This is a genomic window from Piscinibacter sp. PDB5-1 (genome assembly GCF_056676035.1).
On sequence record NZ_JBWVZL010000004.1, the window covers coordinates 263,733 to 279,160 of the forward strand.

Here is a 15,428-nt window from a genome sequence, read left to right on the forward strand (position 1 = left end):
CCTGTTCTGCACCCACTCCGCCGGGTGCTGCCCGCGGCTGCCGCCGCGCTGCTTGCCCTGGCGGCGGTGCCCTCGTGGGGCCAAAGCGAAGCTGCCGCGCGCCCTGTGCTGTCACCCCGTGGCTACGGGCCTGTGAAGATCGACGCGCGGGTGCGCGACCTGCTGCGGCAAACGGGTTGGCGGCCCATCGTGATCGAAGACAACAACCAGCCCGAGAGCCGTTGCTTTCGGCTGCGCTTCAAGCAACTGCCCGGCGTGACCCTGCTCGCTTCGGCCGAGTCGGGGCAGCGGCTGGCTCGCGCGAAGTTCATGATGGTGCAAACGCGCGACCCGCTCGTGCCCAATACACGCGGCCTCCAGGTGGGTGACGGCGCGCGCCGGCTCCAGCGCCTCCGACCGACCCCACTGCCCGACGGGCGGTATGTGCTCTGGGAGAAAGGCCGCTTCTCCGTGGACCATCAGTTGAACCTGTCGTTCCGGGTGAAAGCGGGCCGCATCGCCAGCGTCAGCGGGGGCCGGGCCTACAGCGAGAGCTGCTACGACGACCCCTGACACGCGCGCAGGCCAGTTCAGCCGAGCAACCAACCCCGCAACAGCCCCACCGCCGCGCACGCGCCGATCACCCCGATCACGTTCGCGTTGAAGCGCATCAGCGCGACGCCCGCCGCCACACCCAGCAGCGCCGAGGCCCAGTCGAAGGCGCCGGTGAAGCCTTGCGGCCACAGCACGTGTTCGGCGAAGAAGATCGCCAGGCTCAGGATCACGCCGACCACGGCCGCCGTGATGGCGGTCAGCGGGGCTTGCAGCCGCACCTGGCCGTGGGTGGATTCGACCACCGGCCCGCCGGCGAGGATGAACACGAACGAGGGCAGGAAGGTGAAAAAGGTGACCACGCCGGCCGCGAGCGCGGCGCCGGCCAGCAGCTGGTCGGGGCCCAGCACCTGTTGCGTCCAGCCGCCGACGAAGGCCACGAAGGCGACCACCATGATCAGCGGGCCGGGGGTGGTTTCGCCAAGCGCAAGGCCGTCGATCATCTGCGGCGCGCTCAGCCAGCCAAAGTGCTCGACCGCGCTTTGCGCCACGTAGGGCAGCACCGCGTAGGCGCCGCCGAAGGTCAGCAGCGCAGCCTTGGTGAAGAACCAGCCCATCTGCGCCAGCGTGCCCTGCCAGCCCACGCTGGCGACCAGTGCGCCCATCGCGCCGGCCCACAGCAGCAGGCCGACCGCGAGCACACGCGCCAAGCGCATGCGCGTGAAGCGCGCGTGGGCCGGCGTCGGGCTGTGGTCGTCGATCACCGCCGGGCGCTGCGTGCCCTTGGCGCCGCCATGGCCGCCCACGCCCTGAAAGGCCTGCGGCACGACGCGCTGGGCGATCACCCCCAGCAGGCCCGCGCCCAGCACCACGGCCGGAAACGGCAGCCCCAGCACCTGCAGGCCCACGAAGGCCAGCGCGGCGATGCCCCACAGCAGCGGGTGCTTGAGCGTGCGTTTGCCGATGCGCCAGGCGGCGGCGATGACCAGCGCGGTGACGGCCGGCTTGATGCCCCACAGCACCGCGGCGACGGCGGGCGTCTGCCCATGCGCCATGTACAGCCACGACAGCACGACGAGCAGCGCGAGCGAGGGCAGCACGAACAAGGCCCCGGCGGCAATGCCGCCGCGCACGCCGTGCAGCAGCCAGCCGATGTAGGTGGCGAGCTGCTGGGCCTCGGGGCCGGGCAGCACCATGCAGTAGTTGAGCGCGTGCAGGTAGCGCCGCTCGGAGATCCAGCGCCGGCGCTCGACCAGCTCTTCGTGCATCAGCGCGATCTGCCCGGCCGGGCCACCGAAGCTGATGCAGCCGAGCTTGAACCAGAAGCGCAGCGCCTCGCCGAGGGTGGGGGTGGGTGGCGCGGCGGAGGGGGCCGCCGCCGGCACCGCGTTCAAGCGATCACCGCTTCATCGACGCGGCGTTCGCCTCGGGTGTCCACCCAGCCGAGACCGAGCTTGTCGCCGGCCTTGGCGGCCTTGAGCGTGAACTGCAGGAAGGGGTTCTTCGACACGCCGGTGCCGCAATGCACGGTGAGCACCGGCCGGCCGTTCAGCGTGACCTTCACTTCGGTGATGTGCCAGGCGGGCACCGGCTTGCCGGCCTCGTCCTTGCGCTGGCCGGATTCCATCTCGTGCGCCAGCAGCGCACGCACGATGGCGCTGCCGTTGGCCTGGGCCTGGGCGCGGATTCGGGTGGGTTCGGTCATGGAGGGTCGACCTTCCTTAGGCGTTGCCACAGCCGGTGAGCGTGACCCGCACGTCTTTCTGTGCGAAGACGATGCGGCCATCGGCCAGCCACGCGACGGCGTAGACGTTCGAGCTTTGCGCCATCTTCACGCGCAGGCTGAAGCTCGCCTCGACCGCGTCGCTCAGTTCGTACAGCGCGATCAGCACGTTGGGGTTCTTCTCGATCAGCAGCGCCATGCGCCGCACGCCGGGCAGCGTGCTGCTCAGCGACATCTGCACCTGCGAGCCGTTCTCGGCGATGTCGGGGGCCTGCAGGCGCACGTCGGCGCTGGGGGTGGGGCGGGCGCTGCCGAGCGCCTGGTAGGCCTGGGCCAGCGTGTCGGCGTCGAACGCGGCGCGCGGCACCGGGGCTTGTGCCGCAGCCGGCACGGGCAGCGCACCGATGCCGGCCAGCAAGGCGGCGACGGTGGCACTGTGGTTCAGAAACTCGCGGCGGCGGGGCATGCGGGGCTCCGGCAGGAAGACCGCCGGATTGTGCCGCCGCCGGGGGGTCAGTCGTCGGCCTGGGCGTTCTCGATCTGCTCTTGCACCTTGCGGGCGCCGCGCAGCACCAGCGTCTGGTCGAGCATGGCCTGCGGAGCAACGGCCTGGGCGACGGCTTCGAGGCTGTCGGGGTCGTTCATCAACGCGTTGGCCAGCGCCGACAGCGCGCAGATCGCGCGGCGCGGGGCCTGCGCAGGCAGTTCACGCAGCGCGTTCACGCGCACGTGGTGGCGCACGCTGGCGACCGCCGCCGGCCCCAGGCCCCAGCTTTCGCACAGGGCGGCGCCCAGTGCGTCGTGGCTGACGCCGAAGGCTTCGTATTCGCGTTCGACCAGCTCGACGTCGTTGGTCACCGAGGCGATCAGGGGCTTGTAGACCTCGGGGGCGTGCTTGAAGAGCACGGCCTTGCCGCATTCTTCGAACAGCCCGGCCGAATGCGCGCCCCAGGGGTCCACGCTCAGGGCCTGGCCGATGCGGCCCATCAGCAGACCACGCACGCTGGCGCGCTGCCACATGGGTTCGAGCTCGGGCGCGGGCGGGAAGACCGCGCGCAGGCCCATCTCGAAGGTGACGGCCGCGATCTCGCGCGTGCCGAGGTAGGTGACGGCCTGCTGCACGCTTTGCACGCGTCCCTTCAGGCCGTAGAGCGACGAGTTGACCGCCTTCAGCACCGCAGCGGCCAGCGCCATGTCGGTCTCGATCAGGTGCGCGAGGTGCTGCATGTTGACCTCGTCCTCGGCGAGCAGCAGCGACAGCTTCACCAGCGACTCGGGCTGGGCCGGGACGTCGATGTTCAGGGAGCGCAGCTTCGGATCGACAGGCATGGCGATGGGCGGGTCAGGTCGCAGGACAAACAGGAGGTGCGCGGTCTTCGACACCTTTTGAGCGTGACCCATCGTAGTCACCTGGGCGGGCCCGTGGTGTGAAGAACAACGCGGGAAACCCGGGCTTTTCAGTTGCTTACGCCCGCACGCCAAACGTCGGCCGGTGCCGGCGTCGGCCGGTGCCGGCCATCGCCCACCCGAAAAGGCCAACGCCCCGCCGAAGCGGGGCGTTGCGGGCGCGCGGCCGAGGGCGTCAGAAGCGGTAGTTGACGCCGAAGCTCAGCTGCGGGATCGCCTTGATCTTGCCGACGCCATCGCGCAGCTCGGCCGTTTCGCGGTCGATGTCAGCCTGGCTGGCGTTGCTCAGGGTCGGGCCGGTGGCCGTGGCGGTGACCTTGGCCTTGCCGATGCTGGCGCCCAGGTCGAAGTGGAAGCCGAAACCCTCGCCCTTGGGCTGGTGGCCGTAGCCGATGCCGATGAAGGGCGTGGTCTTCGGGTACTCGATCCGCACATTGAAGCGGTCGCCGGCGGCCAGCACGTAGTTGGTGCCGCCGATGTTGATGGTCTGGCCGGCGCCGTCGGCCACGAGGTCGATCTCGACCTGGTTGAAGGTCACGCCGCCGGTGACGCGCCAGCCTTCGGTGAAGAACCAGTCGGCGAACAGCCCGGTGCGGTTGTACTTGGCGCGGGCGTCGTAGGTGATGCCTTCTTCTTGCTCGCGGGCGGTCTTGCTGCCCAGGCCGGCGAAGTCGCCACGCACCGTGACCGAGTCCGAGATCGGCTGGGCGTACCCGAGCATCACGCCGTGCGTGCCGATGCCGGTGTAGACCTCGCCCGCGTGCGCGCTGCCGATGCAAACGCCGCACAGGGCCAGCGCCGTCCAGAGGTTCTTCATGGGGGTTGTCCTTTTGAGGTGAAGTGAGCGCGCCCCTCGGGCGGCCGAAAAATCATTCTAGGAATCGCCCCCGCATCCGCAATGAGACAAATGGCCGATGACGGCCGTGCTTTTTTGCGATCCGTCACGTGCGCGGCCGTGGTGTGACGCTGTGCGCAAGTCGCGCGTCATACGATGCGGCCCTTCGGTGACGCGCTGATCGCGGACACGCGCCACCGGCGGCCTCTGACAGCCTGCGGCGCGTCGGGCGGCTACCGTGACCCGCAGCTTCGCTCTCCACCGACCCGTGCCGCCACCGACCCTGCCCAGCGCCCGCCCCGCCATCCCGGGCGACCCCGTGCGTGTTCCCCTGCTCAAGCGGCGCCCGCGCATCCCGACGCTGTCGATGGCCGCGTGGCGGCAGTTCTACGCGGTGGCCAAGCCGTATTGGATCGGCGACCAGCGCCGCGCGGCCTGGGCGCTGATGGCCGCGCTGATCGTGCTGATGCTGGCCGAGACGCAACTGGCCGTGCTGCTCAACGACCGCAGCGGCGAAATGATGTCGGCGCTCGCCGCGCAAGACGACGACCGCTTCTGGGCCGCGGTGCGCGCCTGCCTGCTGGTGATCGTGTTCGCCGTGCCGATCTACGCGTTTTATTACTTCATGCGCGACGCCTTCGGCAACCATTGGCGACGCTGGCTGACCGGGCGCTTCCTCGACGGCTACCTCGAAGCGCGCAAGTACTACGAGCTGACCGGCAACCCCGAGATCGACAACCCCGACCAGCGCATCAGCGAAGACATCAACAGCTTCACCGGCCGCTCGATCCACTTCTTGCTGATCTTCCTGGGCGCGGCGATGCAGCTCGTGGCCTTCAGCGCCGTGCTGTGGTCGATCTCGAAGCCGCTGGTGGCCTTTCTGGCGGTGTATGCCTTCTTCGGCACGGTGGTGGCGTTGTGGGTGTTCGGCACGCCGCTGATCCGGCTGAACTTCTGGCAGCTGCGCCGCGAGGCCGATTTCCGGTTCGGGCTGATGCGCCTGCGCGAAAACGCCGAGGCCATCGCCTTCTACCGGGGCGAGCGTCAGGAGCGCTCGCACATCGACCGCAATTTCGGCGAGGTCTACGACAACTACAAGCGGCTCATCAAGCGGCAGTTCGCGCTCAACCTGTACCAGCGCGCGTTCAGCCAGCTGACGCTGGTGGTGCCGAGCGTGATCCTGGCCGAAGGGGTCCTGTCGGGCGACCTGGAGGTCGGCCGCGCGGTGCAGGCCGGTGGCGCCTTCGTCGCGGTGCTGAGCGCGGTCGCGCTGATCGTCGACAACTTCGAAAGCCTCAGCCGCTTCGTCGCCGGCATCGACCGATTGCATGCGCTGTCGAAGCTGGTGCTGCCGGGCATGGCGGCGCGCACCAAGCCGCCGAAGCCGAAGGGCAGGGCCACCGCGCCGACCGCCGAACCCTTGCCGCGCATCGAGCGACGCGAGGGCGAGCCGCTCGCCTTCGACGCCGTCACGCTGTACACGCCGCAGGGCGAACGCCTGCTGGTGCGCGAGCTGACGCTGGCCCTGCAGCCCGGCGAAGGCCTCCTGATCTGCGGCGTGAGCGGCTGCGGCAAGAGTTCGCTGCTGCGCGCGGTGGCCGGCCTGTGGGGCACGGGCAGCGGCGTCATCCAGCACCCGCCGCTCGACGAGATGCTCTTTTTGCCGCAGCGGCCCTACATGCAGGCCGGCACCTTGCGCAGTCAGCTCATTTACCCGGGCACGCAGACGACGCTGAGCGACGCCGAGCTGCACCAGGTGCTCGACGACGTGAAGCTGCCCGGCCTGGCCGAGCGCGTGGGCGGCCTCGACGCGGTGCAGGACTGGGAAAAGCTGCTCTCGACCGGTGAGCAGCAGCGCCTGGCCTTCGCCCGGGTGCTGGTGCGCAAGCCGCGCATCGCCATCCTCGACGAAGCGACCAGCGCACTCGACGGTGCCAACGAAGCCGCCCTCTACGAACGCGTGCGAGCGCTCGGCACGACGCTGATCAGCGTGGCGCACCGCTCGGCCGTGTTGCGCCACCACAGCCAGGTGCTGCACCTGTCCGGCGGTGGTGCGTGGGAGGTGCTGCCCGCCGCCGGCTACCGCTTCGACGACTGAAGGAGGCGCGGCGCCTGCTTCGGGTCAGCGCATCGCCCGGCCCGCCAGACGCAGCATGTCGTCGAGCGCGTTGCCATCGCCGTTCATGTCGAGCATCGCGCCGAGGCCGCCGGCCGGGGCGGCGCCCGCGGCCGAGCCGCCGCCGGTCAGTCCCCCGAGCAGCCCGCCCAGCAGGCCGCCCAGCCCACCGCCGGCCCCGCCGGCCTGGAGCCCGCCGCCCCCGGCCTGCTGGCGGGCCATGAAGCCGGTCACCAGCATGGCCAGCATCGGCAGCATCTTCTTCAGCAGCGCGGGGTCGAGGCCAGTCTGGGTCGAGGCGTTCTGGGCCACCGTGCGGCTCACGTCCTTCGAGCCGAAGATCTGCCCGAGCACGTTGTCGCCCGGGCGTGTGTCGGTCGGCTGCGGCGACAGCACCTGGTCGAGCAGGCCGCCGCCGCCCAGTTGGCCGAGCAGGTCGCCCAGGCCACCGGGGCCGGCCGGCCGCGTCTGCGCCTGTTTCTTGAAGCCACCCAGGATGGCGGGCAGCAGCGCTTCGGCGCCCTGGACCGCCTGGGTTTCGCTGACGCCCAGTTCGTGCGCCATCGAAGAAAGCCCGCCCGTCTGGGCGAGCAAGTCGGTGAGTTGCATGGTCGTCTCCGCTGGCGAGGGTCAGTCGAGCAGTTCTTTCGGCACGTTGCCGCCGTTGGCCGCGATGTGCGCGAGCACGTTCTTGTGCAGCCACATGTTCATTTGCGCAGAGTCGTCCATCAGTTCGGGTGGGCAGTACAGCTCTTTGGCCAGCTCCTTGCGCGCGGCCAGGCTGCTGTCGATGTCCAACAGCTTGAGCAGGTCGACGATCGAGGTGCGCCAGTTGAGTTTTTGCGGGCTCGCGGCAGCGCGCTTTTCCAGCTGTGCCACCACGTCGACGACTGCGATCGGGTTGACCACCGGCTCCGCCGGCGCGCTGGGCGCTGCGGCGGCAGCAGTGGGGGCGGTCGGGGCCGCGGCGACGGGCGCGGTGGGGGTGGGCGGCACAGGGGCGGTCTTGCCGTCGCCGATGCCCAGTTTGCCGAGGATGTTGCTGAAAAAGCCCATGGGTGCGCTCCGGTGGATGAGCGGGCCATCGTATCGGCGCGGTGGCGCCGCGCCATGACGGCGCAATGACCCTGCACCCCGCAGGGCCGGCGCGCGCGGCGGCCTGCAGCAAAAAAGAATTCGCGGCGCTGTAACCCACCCGGCCCCACCGGCGATTCACCGAGGGGCGGGCCTGACGCGCGCCCTCTTTCCACCCATTCGCCACCCAGGAGCCCTTGATGTCCCAAGCCCTCACCACCCCCACCGCCGCCGCCTTGGCCCTCGCCCTCGGCGCCGCGCTGACGTTGGCCGCCGCACCTGTGCAGGCCGCTGAACAAGAGAAGTGCTACGGCGTGGCACTGAAAGGCAAGAACGACTGCGCGGCAGGCGCCGGCACCACCTGTGCCGGCTCGTCCAAGCGCGATTTCCAGGGCGACGCCTGGGCGTACGTGGCCAAGGGCAGCTGCGAGAAGACGGCCTCGAAGACCTCGCCGACCGGCATGGGCCAGCTCAAGGCCTTCAAAGAGAAGAAGGCCTGACCGGGACCGGCCCCACACCCGCCCCCTCCACCCGCGCGCAGAGTCGCCGCCCATGAGCGCCCCCGTCGGCATTGGCCTGAAGGACGTGCACGTCGCGCAGATCCTGCAAGGCGGCGCGTCGCTCGACTTCTTCGAGGTGCACGCCGAGAACCACATGGTGGCCGGCGGGCCGAGGCAGCGGCAGCTGGAGCGCATCCGCGCACAGTGGCCGCTGTCGGTACACGGCGTGGGCCTGTCGCTGGGCGGCGAGGGCCCGCTCGACGCACGGCACCTCGCGCGGCTCGCGGCGGTGGTCGAACGCTTCGAGCCGCGCTGGGTGTCCGAGCACCTGGCCTGGTCGCGGGTCGGCGACACCTGCCTCAACGACCTGCTGCCGGTGCCTTACGACGCCGCCACGCTGGCCCGCGTGTGCGAACACGTGGACCAGCTGCAGACCCGGTTGCGCCGCCGCGTGCTGGTCGAGAACCCCAGCACCTACCTCGCCTTCGAGGGCTCCACGATGAGCGAAGGCGAGTTTCTGGACGCGCTGGTGCGGCGCACCGGCTGCGGCCTGCTGCTCGACGTGAACAACGCGTATGTGAGCGGCGTGAACCAGGGGCTCGACCCCTGGGTGCTGATCTCCGCATTGCCGGCCGACGCGGTGGGCGAGATCCACCTGGCCGGCTTCGCCGAAGACCGAGACGCCAACGGCACACGCCTGCTGATCGACCAGCACGGCTCACCCGTCGACACCGCCGTGTGGGCGCTGTACGAACGCACGCTGGCGCGGCTGGGCCCGGTGCCCACGCTGATCGAACGCGACCACGACGTGCCGCCGCTCGCGGTGCTCAATGCCGAGGCCGCCCAGGCGCGGGCGGCGCTCGGGCGTGCGTCGGCCCTCGCCCGCGAAGAGGCCTTGCCGTGAACGCTGACGTCACCGCCGCATCGCCCCAGGCCGGCTTCGCCGCCGCCCTGCTCGACGCGGCCCGGCCGCTGCCCGCCGGCCTGTGCGCGCCCGCCGGCGGCGATGTGGCCTCGCGCTTCGCGGTCTACCGCAACAACGTCGTCGCCTCGCTGACGGCCGCGCTGGGCGACACCTTTCCGGTCGCGCGCCGCTGGGTCGGCGGCGAGTTCTTCGACGCGCTGGGGCGGGCCTACCTCACGGCCCACCCGCCGACCTCGCCGGTGCTCGCCGAGTACGGCGAGGGCTTCGCCGACTGGCTCGACGGCTTCGAGCCAGCGCGTGCCGTGCCCGCGCTGGCCGACATCACCCGGCTCGAATGGGCGCGCGTGCACGCCTTCCACGCCGACGATGCGCCCGCGCTCAGCGCGGCGCAATTCGCCGCGCACGGGGCCGACCCGGCCACGCTGCCGCAGGCGCGGGTGCGCTGGCACCCGTCGTGCCAGCTGCTCGCCTCGCGCTGGGCCGTCGCCACGCTGTGGGCGGCACACCAGACCGAAGGCGAACCGCCGCCGGTCGAGATCGACCACCCCGAGGCCGCACTCGTGCTGCGCGACCCGGCCGACACGGTGTGGGTCGTGCCCGTCGCGCCCGAGGCCGTCGCCTTCTACCGCGCGTGGATGGCCGGGCAGCCGCTCGGCGCCGCCTGCGCGCAGGCCGGCGACTCGCTCGACCTGGCCGCCGCCTGGGCCCCCTTGATTCGCCACGGCGCGCTCGTCGCCTGGCTCACCGGAGACACCGCATGAACGACGCCACCTGGCCCCCCCCGCCGACACCCGCCCCGCGCACCGGCCTGGCCGGGCGCCTCGCGCAAGTCCACCGCGCCTTCGCGGCGCTGCCCGAATCGGCCATCGCGCTGCTGGCGCGCTTTTCGATCGCCGCGGTGTTCTGGAAGTCGGGCCAGACGAAGGTCGAGGGCCTGGCGATCGACCTCGTCGAAGGAGAGTTCACGCTCGGCTGGCCGCGCCTGGCCGAGGGCACGGTCGAACTCTTTCACGACGAGTACGCGCTGCCGCTGCTGCCGCCCGAACTCGGCGCGGTGCTGGCCGCCACCGGCGAACACGTGCTGCCGGTGTTGCTGCTGCTGGGGCTGGCGACGCGGCTGTCGGCCTTCGGGCTGCTGGGCATGACGGCGGTGATCCAGTTCCTCGTCTACCCCGGCGCCTACCCGACGCACGGCGTCTGGGCGGCCGTGCTGCTGTGGCTGATGGTGCGCGGGCCCGGCATGGTGTCGCTCGACCACCTGATCGCCCGCCGCTGGGGCCGGTGATGAATCTGGGCGCGGTGGCCTCGGGCATGGCGTGGACCAGCCCGCAGGCGCATCAGAATGCGCGGGCCATGCCGAGCCTCGCCCGCCCCCTCGCCCCACCGGCCACTGCGCCGGCGCCGCCCGCGCCCAGCCCCGCGCAGGCCTTCGAGGCGGTGCTGCACCCGCTGTGGCTCCGGGCCCAGGCCGGCGACGAGGCCGCCTACCGCGAGGCCTTGCAGCGCCTGGCCACGCGCCTGCGGGCCTACCTGCGCCGCCGGCTGCAGGCCGCGCCCGACGAGGTCGAAGACCTGCTGCAAGACACCCTGCTCGCGCTGCACCTGCAACGTGGCACCTGGGACCCGGCCGTGCCCGTCAGCGCCTGGGCACTGGCCATCGCACGCCACAAGCTGGTGGACCTGTGGCGCCGGCGCGGTCGCCGCGAGGCCTTGCACGACCCGCTCGACGGGCTCGACGAAGCCGAGCAGCCGGCCGCGCCCGAGGCCGAAGCGTCCGCGCCACGCGACCTGGGCGTACTGCTCGAAGCCCTGCCCGCCGCGCAGCGCGACGCCATCGTGCTGACCAAGATCGAAGGCCTGTCGGTGACCGAAGCCGCCGCGCGCACTGGCGCGAGCGAGTCGGCCATCAAGGTGCAGGTGCACCGGGGGCTCAAGAAGCTCGCGGCCCTGGTGAGAGGTACGCCGTGAAGACGCACGATTTGATCGACCTGCTGGCGCGTGGCGCCGGCCCGGCCCCGCGCGCGGTGGCGGCGCGCCGCCTCGTACCGGCCGGCCTGGCCGGCGTGGTGCTCGCCGCCGTGCTGGCCGTGGCCGCGCTCGGCCTGGTGCCGCGCGAGATGTTCGCCACGCCCGCGCCCTGGTTCAAGTTCGCCTATGGCGGCGGGCTGGCCGTGGCGGCGGCCTGGCTGGCAGCGCGGCTTGCACGGCCGGCCGCGAGCGTGGCCGCACCGGTGCGCGCAGTGACGGCGGTGGGGCTGGCCGTGCTGGCCCTCGGCCTGGCCGATTGGTTTGGCGCGCCCGCGACCGAACGCACCCGTGCGCTGCTCGGCCACTCGTGGGCCGAATGCCCGTTCAACGTGCTGGTGCTGTCGCTGCCGGCCCTGGCCGGGGCGCTGTGGGCGCTGCGCGGCCTGGCGCCGACGCGTCCGCGCGCGGCAGGCTTGGCGGCGGGCCTGATGGCCGGCTCGCTCGGCGCGGTGGCTTACGCGTTGTCGTGCACCGAGGCGGCACTGTCGTTCATCGCGCTCTGGTACACGCTGGGCATCGGCCTCAGCGCCGCGATCGGCGCCGCGCTGGGGCCGCGCGTGCTGCGCTGGTGATCACAGCCCGGCGAGCGGCTGGCTACAGGCTGAAGTCGTAGTCCACCGTCAGCGGCGCATGGTCGCTGAATTTCTGATCTTTGTAGATCGCCACGCGGCGCGCGGTCTCGGCAAAGCCCGGCGTGGCCAAGTGGTAGTCGAGGCGCCAGCCCACGTTCTTGGCATAGGCCTGGCCGCGGTTGCTCCACCACGTGTAGGCGGCGTCGGTGGCGGTCGGCTCCAGGCGGCGGTACACGTCCACGAGCCCGACCTCGTCGAGCGTGTGCGTCATCCACGCGCGCTCTTCGGGCAGGAAGCCGCTGTTCTTCTGGTTGCTCTTCCAGTTCTTGAGGTCGATTTCCTTGTGCGCGATGTTCACGTCGCCCACCAGCACGAACTCGCGCTCGGCCTTGAGCTTGATCAACTGCGGCGTCATCAGCGCCAGGAAGCGAAACTTCGCCAGCTGCCGGTCTTCGCCGCTCGACCCGCTCGGGAAGTAACAGCTGATCACGCTGAACTTGCGCCCGGGTTTGTCGAAGCGCAGCTCGACGTAGCGGCCTTCGGCGTCGAATTCGCCGGCGTCGAAGCCGACCACCACGTCGCTGGGCGCATGCCGCGAATACATCCCGACACCCGAGTAGCCCTTCTTCTGCGCATAGTGGAAATGCCCGGTCATGCCGGCCACCGCATCGAGGCGCCCAGCCACGTCCGCGGCCTGGGCTTTGACCTCTTGCACCCCCATACAATCTGCGCCCACTTGTTCGGCCCAAGGCACGAAGCCCTTGTTCGCCGCTGAACGGATGCCGTTCAGGTTTAAAGAAACCAGCCGAAACACCGAAAGCACTCCCGATGAGCCCGACCGCCACGACCGACTCGCTCGCCCAGGACTTCGTGAAGTTCTCGGTGCAAGCGTCCGTGCTGCGGTTCGGTGAATTCAAGACCAAGGCCGGGCGCATGAGCCCGTATTTCTTCAACGCCGGCCTGTTCGACGACGGCGCCAAGCTGGGCCGCCTCGCAGAATTCTATGCAGCGCGCCTGCTGGCCTCGGGCATCGAGTTCGACATGATCTTCGGCCCCGCCTACAAGGGCATCACGCTGGCCGCTGCCGTGGCGATCGAACTGGCCCGCCGCGGCTGCAACGTGCCCTACGCCTACAACCGCAAAGAAGCGAAAGACCATGGCGAGGGTGGGACGCTTGTCGGCGCGCCGGTGGCCGGCCGCGTTCTCATCATCGACGACGTCATCTCTGCGGGAACCTCGGTGCGTGAATCCATCTCCATGATCCGGTCGGCCGGCGGCACACCCTGCGGTGTGGCCATCGCACTCGACCGTCAAGAGAAGGCCACCGAGAACGGGCAAGATGCGCCGTGGTCGGCGGTGCAATGGGTCGAGCAGCAGCTCGGCCTGAAGGTCAGCGCGATCGCCACGCTGACCGACTTGCTGGCTTACCTGAACAGCAACGCCGATCCGTCGCTCGGCGAACACGTGGGCCGCGTCGCGGCCTATCGGGACCGATACGGGGTGTAGATGAACCACAGATGGATCGCACAAGGGTTGTTGAGCGCCGCGCTGCTGGGTGCAGCCGGGGCGGCCTCGGCGGCCATCTACAGCTGCGTTGACACCAACGGGCGGCGCCTCACCTCCGACCGCCCCATCCGCGAATGCCTGGCCCGAGAGCAGCGCGTGCTCAACTCCGACGGCTCGGTCAAGCAGGTGCTGCCCCCCTCGATGACGGCCGACGAGCAGGCCGAGGCGGAAGCCCGCGAGCGCCAGGCCGCTGCCGACCGAGCGGCGCAACGCGACGCGATCCGCCGTGACCGCAACCTGCTGTCACGCTTCCCCAACGAGGCCACCCACCAGAAGGCCCGCGAGGCCGCGCTCGACGACGTGCGCAAAGGGGTCGTCTTCTCCGAGAAGCGCCTGATCGACCTGGAGCGCGAGCGCAAGCCGCTGGCCGACGAAGCCGAGTTCTACACAGGCAAGAAACTGCCGCTGAAGCTGAAACAGCAACTCGACGCCAACGACGCCGCGGCCGCGGCCCAGAAGTCGCTGATCGAGAACCAGAAGAACGAGATCGTGCGCATCAACAAGCTCTACGACGCGGAGCTGGCGCACTTGAAGAAGCTGTGGGGCGGGGCCACGCCGGGCTCGCTGGGCCTGGCGGCCGAGCTGCCGACCCACAAGCCGGCGGCCAAGGGCACGGCGGCGAAGTAGCCCACCGTCCGTCGCATCCAAAGAAACGGGGCGCCGCGAGCGCCCCGTTTTTCGTCTGGCTTCGCAGCGTCAGCCGGCGAGCTTCTTCTTCAGCAGCTCGTTGACCGCCGCCGGGTTGGCCTTGCCCTTGGTCGCTTTCATGGCCTGGCCGACCAGCGCGTTGAAGGCCTTCTCTTTGCCGGCGCGGAACTCCTCCACCGACTTGGCGTTGGCCGCCAGCACCTCGTCGAGGATGCGCTCCAGCTCGCCACTGTCACTCATCTGCTTGAGGCCCTTGGCGTCAATGACCGCATCGACATCGGTCGCGCCCTCTGACCACAGGGCCTCGAACACCTGCTTGGCGCCGTTGTTCGAGATCGTGCCGTCGGCAATGCGCCCGATCAGCTTCGCCAGCGTCGCGGCCGACACCGGGCTCTGCTCGATGCCCTGATCGCTGCTGTTCAGCCGCCGCGACACTTCGCCCATCACCCAGTTGGCGACCAGCTTGGGCTGTCCGCTGACCTGGGCCGCCTCTTCAAAGAAGGCGGCGAAGGCCTTGCTCTGCGTCATCATGGCCGCGTCGTAGGCGGGCAGCTTGTACTCGGCCTGGAAGCGATCGGCCAGCGCCTGCGGCAGCTCGGGCATCTCGGCACGCACGCGCTCGATCCAGTCTTGCGCGATCACCAGCGGCGGCAGGTCGGGGTCGGGGAAGTAGCGGTAGTCGTGCGCGTCTTCCTTGGTGCGCATGGCCTTCGTCTCCCCCGTGTCGGGGTTGAAGAGAACGGTCGCCTGCTCGATCGTGCCGCCGGCCTCGATCTCGTCGATCTGCCACTGCACTTCGGAGTCGATGGCCTGCTGCAGGAACTTAAAGCTGTTCAGGTTCTTGATCTCGCGGCGCGTGCCGTAGTCGGCCCCGGGCTTGCGCACCGACACGTTCGCGTCGCAGCGGAAGCTGCCTTCCTGCATGTTGCCGTCGCAGATGCCCAGCCACACGACCAGCGTGTGCAGCGCCTTGGCGTACTCGACCGCCTCGGCGCTGGAGCGCATGTCGGGCTCGGTGACGATCTCGAGCAGCGGCGTGCCGGCGCGGTTGAGGTCGATGCCGGTCTGGCCGGCATAGTCTTCGTGCAGCGACTTGCCGGCGTCTTCTTCGAGGTGGGCGCGGGTCAGGTGCACGGTGTGCGCGACGTCGCCCACGAAGAACTTGACCTCGCCGCCCTGCACCACCGGCGTCTCGTACTGGCTGATCTGGTAGCCCTTGGGCAGGTCGGGGTAGAAGTAGTTCTTGCGCGCGAAGATCGAGTGGTTCGCCACCTTCGCGTTGACCGCCAGGCCGAACACGATGGCGCGCTCGACCGCGCCCTTGTTCATGACCGGCAGCGTGCCCGGCAGGGCCAGGTCCACGGGACTCGCCTGCGTGTTGGCCTCGGCGCCGAAGCGCGTGGACGAGCCGCTGAAGATCTTGCTCTGCGTCGAGAGCTGCGCGTGCGTTTCGAGGCCGATCACGACCTCGTAGCCGCGGATGAGTTTGCTGGTGCTCATGAA

The 15,428-nt window shown here is 70.3% G+C and carries 19 protein-coding genes; 10 read left to right on the forward strand and 9 right to left on the reverse strand.

All coding sequences use genetic code 11. From position 1 onward, the window contains the following. Window positions 1-105: 105 nt before the first annotated feature. On the forward strand, window positions 106-552 hold the full coding sequence (locus AC1KAT_RS17465; RefSeq protein WP_480328247.1) for a hypothetical protein: 447 nt from the start codon (window positions 106-108) through the stop codon (window positions 550-552). A 17-nt stretch (window positions 553-569) separates the two neighbouring features. Here the strand turns inward: AC1KAT_RS17465 and chrA are convergent, their stop codons facing one another. The 5 genes from chrA to AC1KAT_RS17490 form a co-directional block, all read right to left on the reverse strand. Further along, window positions 570-1,916: a chromate efflux transporter gene (gene chrA, locus AC1KAT_RS17470; protein ID WP_480328524.1), complete on the reverse strand. Its 1,347-nt coding sequence runs from the start codon at window positions 1,914-1,916 to the stop codon at window positions 570-572. Between the two features lie 5 nt (window positions 1,917-1,921). Then, window positions 1,922-2,236 (reverse strand): thiosulfate oxidation carrier complex protein SoxZ, encoded by a 315-nt coding sequence (gene soxZ / locus AC1KAT_RS17475; protein ID WP_480328248.1) that lies wholly within the window; start codon window positions 2,234-2,236, stop codon window positions 1,922-1,924. Window positions 2,237-2,252: 16 nt separating this feature from the next. Then, window positions 2,253-2,720, reverse strand: coding sequence for a thiosulfate oxidation carrier protein SoxY (soxY, locus tag AC1KAT_RS17480; RefSeq protein WP_480328249.1), 468 nt, complete (start codon window positions 2,718-2,720; stop codon window positions 2,253-2,255). Between the two features lie 47 nt (window positions 2,721-2,767). Then, complete coding sequence (locus AC1KAT_RS17485; protein WP_480328250.1) at window positions 2,768-3,583, reverse strand: HDOD domain-containing protein; 816 nt, start codon at window positions 3,581-3,583, stop codon at window positions 2,768-2,770. A 253-nt stretch (window positions 3,584-3,836) separates the two neighbouring features. Beyond that, a complete protein-coding gene (locus AC1KAT_RS17490) occupies window positions 3,837-4,478 on the reverse strand; it encodes a hypothetical protein (protein WP_480328251.1) in 642 nt (213 codons plus the stop codon). A 286-nt stretch (window positions 4,479-4,764) separates the two neighbouring features. Here AC1KAT_RS17490 and AC1KAT_RS17495 point away from each other — a divergent pair, with 286 nt between their 5' ends. After that, the gene (locus AC1KAT_RS17495) at window positions 4,765-6,594 is read left to right on the forward strand and encodes an ABC transporter ATP-binding protein/permease (protein ID WP_480328252.1); all 1,830 of its coding nucleotides are present in this window, start codon (window positions 4,765-4,767) and stop codon (window positions 6,592-6,594) included. 24 nt (window positions 6,595-6,618) lie between these two features. On the opposite strand, the gene AC1KAT_RS17500 is transcribed toward AC1KAT_RS17495, so the two are convergent. Together AC1KAT_RS17500 and AC1KAT_RS17505 are read right to left on the reverse strand one after the other, a co-directional pair. Continuing rightward, window positions 6,619-7,221, reverse strand: coding sequence for a DUF937 domain-containing protein (locus tag AC1KAT_RS17500; protein ID WP_480328253.1), 603 nt, complete (start codon window positions 7,219-7,221; stop codon window positions 6,619-6,621). 21 nt (window positions 7,222-7,242) lie between these two features. Further along, window positions 7,243-7,668 (reverse strand): DUF3597 domain-containing protein, encoded by a 426-nt coding sequence (locus AC1KAT_RS17505; protein ID WP_480328254.1) that lies wholly within the window; start codon window positions 7,666-7,668, stop codon window positions 7,243-7,245. Window positions 7,669-7,886: 218 nt separating this feature from the next. Here AC1KAT_RS17505 and AC1KAT_RS17510 point away from each other — a divergent pair, with 218 nt between their 5' ends. The 6 genes from AC1KAT_RS17510 (at window position 7,887) to AC1KAT_RS17535 (ending at window position 11,711) form a co-directional block, all read left to right on the forward strand. Further along, window positions 7,887-8,186, forward strand: a complete 300-nt coding sequence (locus AC1KAT_RS17510) for a BufA1 family periplasmic bufferin-type metallophore (protein WP_480328255.1) — start codon at window positions 7,887-7,889, stop codon at window positions 8,184-8,186. 52 nt (window positions 8,187-8,238) lie between these two features. Next, complete coding sequence (bufB, locus tag AC1KAT_RS17515) at window positions 8,239-9,090, forward strand: MNIO family bufferin maturase (RefSeq protein ID WP_480328256.1); 852 nt, start codon at window positions 8,239-8,241, stop codon at window positions 9,088-9,090. Continuing rightward, complete coding sequence (locus AC1KAT_RS17520) at window positions 9,087-9,872, forward strand: HvfC/BufC N-terminal domain-containing protein (protein ID WP_480328257.1); 786 nt, start codon at window positions 9,087-9,089, stop codon at window positions 9,870-9,872. The genes bufB and AC1KAT_RS17520 overlap by 4 nt, the downstream gene beginning before the upstream one ends. Then, window positions 9,869-10,396 (forward strand): DoxX family protein, encoded by a 528-nt coding sequence (locus AC1KAT_RS17525; protein WP_480328258.1) that lies wholly within the window; start codon window positions 9,869-9,871, stop codon window positions 10,394-10,396. The genes AC1KAT_RS17520 and AC1KAT_RS17525 overlap by 4 nt, the downstream gene beginning before the upstream one ends. Window positions 10,397-10,464: 68 nt before the next feature. Next, on the forward strand, window positions 10,465-11,079 hold the full coding sequence (locus AC1KAT_RS17530) for a sigma-70 family RNA polymerase sigma factor (protein WP_480328259.1): 615 nt from the start codon (window positions 10,465-10,467) through the stop codon (window positions 11,077-11,079). Continuing rightward, window positions 11,076-11,711, forward strand: a complete 636-nt coding sequence (locus AC1KAT_RS17535) for an NrsF family protein (protein ID WP_480328260.1) — start codon at window positions 11,076-11,078, stop codon at window positions 11,709-11,711. The genes AC1KAT_RS17530 and AC1KAT_RS17535 overlap by 4 nt, the downstream gene beginning before the upstream one ends. A 22-nt stretch (window positions 11,712-11,733) precedes the next feature. On the opposite strand, the gene AC1KAT_RS17540 is transcribed toward AC1KAT_RS17535, so the two are convergent. Next, window positions 11,734-12,525, reverse strand: coding sequence for an exodeoxyribonuclease III (locus tag AC1KAT_RS17540; protein WP_480328261.1), 792 nt, complete (start codon window positions 12,523-12,525; stop codon window positions 11,734-11,736). 14 nt (window positions 12,526-12,539) lie between these two features. Between AC1KAT_RS17540 and pyrE the strand changes: the two genes are divergently transcribed. After that, on the forward strand, window positions 12,540-13,217 hold the full coding sequence (pyrE, locus tag AC1KAT_RS17545) for an orotate phosphoribosyltransferase (protein ID WP_480328262.1): 678 nt from the start codon (window positions 12,540-12,542) through the stop codon (window positions 13,215-13,217). Beyond that, window positions 13,218-13,904 carry a DUF4124 domain-containing protein gene (locus tag AC1KAT_RS17550; RefSeq protein WP_480328263.1) on the forward strand — a complete coding sequence of 229 codons (687 nt, stop codon included), beginning with the start codon at window positions 13,218-13,220 and terminating at the stop codon, window positions 13,902-13,904. A gap of 69 nt (window positions 13,905-13,973) precedes the next feature. On the opposite strand, the gene gatB is transcribed toward AC1KAT_RS17550, so the two are convergent. Then, window positions 13,974-15,425: an Asp-tRNA(Asn)/Glu-tRNA(Gln) amidotransferase subunit GatB gene (gene gatB / locus AC1KAT_RS17555; RefSeq protein WP_480328264.1), complete on the reverse strand. Its 1,452-nt coding sequence runs from the start codon at window positions 15,423-15,425 to the stop codon at window positions 13,974-13,976. Between the last annotated feature and the right edge of the window lie 3 nt (window positions 15,426-15,428).

Coding starts and splice junctions, on each gene's coding strand:
- soxZ (WP_480328248.1), bottom strand. CDS start 2,236: ATGACCGAACCCACCCGAATCCGCGCCCAGGCCCAGGCCAACGGCAGC.
- soxY (WP_480328249.1), bottom strand. CDS start 2,720: ATGCCCCGCCGCCGCGAGTTTCTGAACCACAGTGCCACCGTCGCCGCC.
- AC1KAT_RS17485 (WP_480328250.1), bottom strand. CDS start 3,583: ATGCCTGTCGATCCGAAGCTGCGCTCCCTGAACATCGACGTCCCGGCC.
- AC1KAT_RS17490 (WP_480328251.1), bottom strand. CDS start 4,478: ATGAAGAACCTCTGGACGGCGCTGGCCCTGTGCGGCGTTTGCATCGGC.
- AC1KAT_RS17500 (WP_480328253.1), bottom strand. CDS start 7,221: ATGCAACTCACCGACTTGCTCGCCCAGACGGGCGGGCTTTCTTCGATG.
- AC1KAT_RS17505 (WP_480328254.1), bottom strand. CDS start 7,668: ATGGGCTTTTTCAGCAACATCCTCGGCAAACTGGGCATCGGCGACGGC.
- AC1KAT_RS17510 (WP_480328255.1), top strand. CDS start 7,887: ATGTCCCAAGCCCTCACCACCCCCACCGCCGCCGCCTTGGCCCTCGCC.
- bufB (WP_480328256.1), top strand. CDS start 8,239: ATGAGCGCCCCCGTCGGCATTGGCCTGAAGGACGTGCACGTCGCGCAG.
- AC1KAT_RS17525 (WP_480328258.1), top strand. CDS start 9,869: ATGAACGACGCCACCTGGCCCCCCCCGCCGACACCCGCCCCGCGCACC.
- AC1KAT_RS17530 (WP_480328259.1), top strand. CDS start 10,465: ATGCCGAGCCTCGCCCGCCCCCTCGCCCCACCGGCCACTGCGCCGGCG.
- pyrE (WP_480328262.1), top strand. CDS start 12,540: ATGAGCCCGACCGCCACGACCGACTCGCTCGCCCAGGACTTCGTGAAG.
- AC1KAT_RS17550 (WP_480328263.1), top strand. CDS start 13,218: ATGAACCACAGATGGATCGCACAAGGGTTGTTGAGCGCCGCGCTGCTG.
- gatB (WP_480328264.1), bottom strand. CDS start 15,425: ATGAGCACCAGCAAACTCATCCGCGGCTACGAGGTCGTGATCGGCCTC.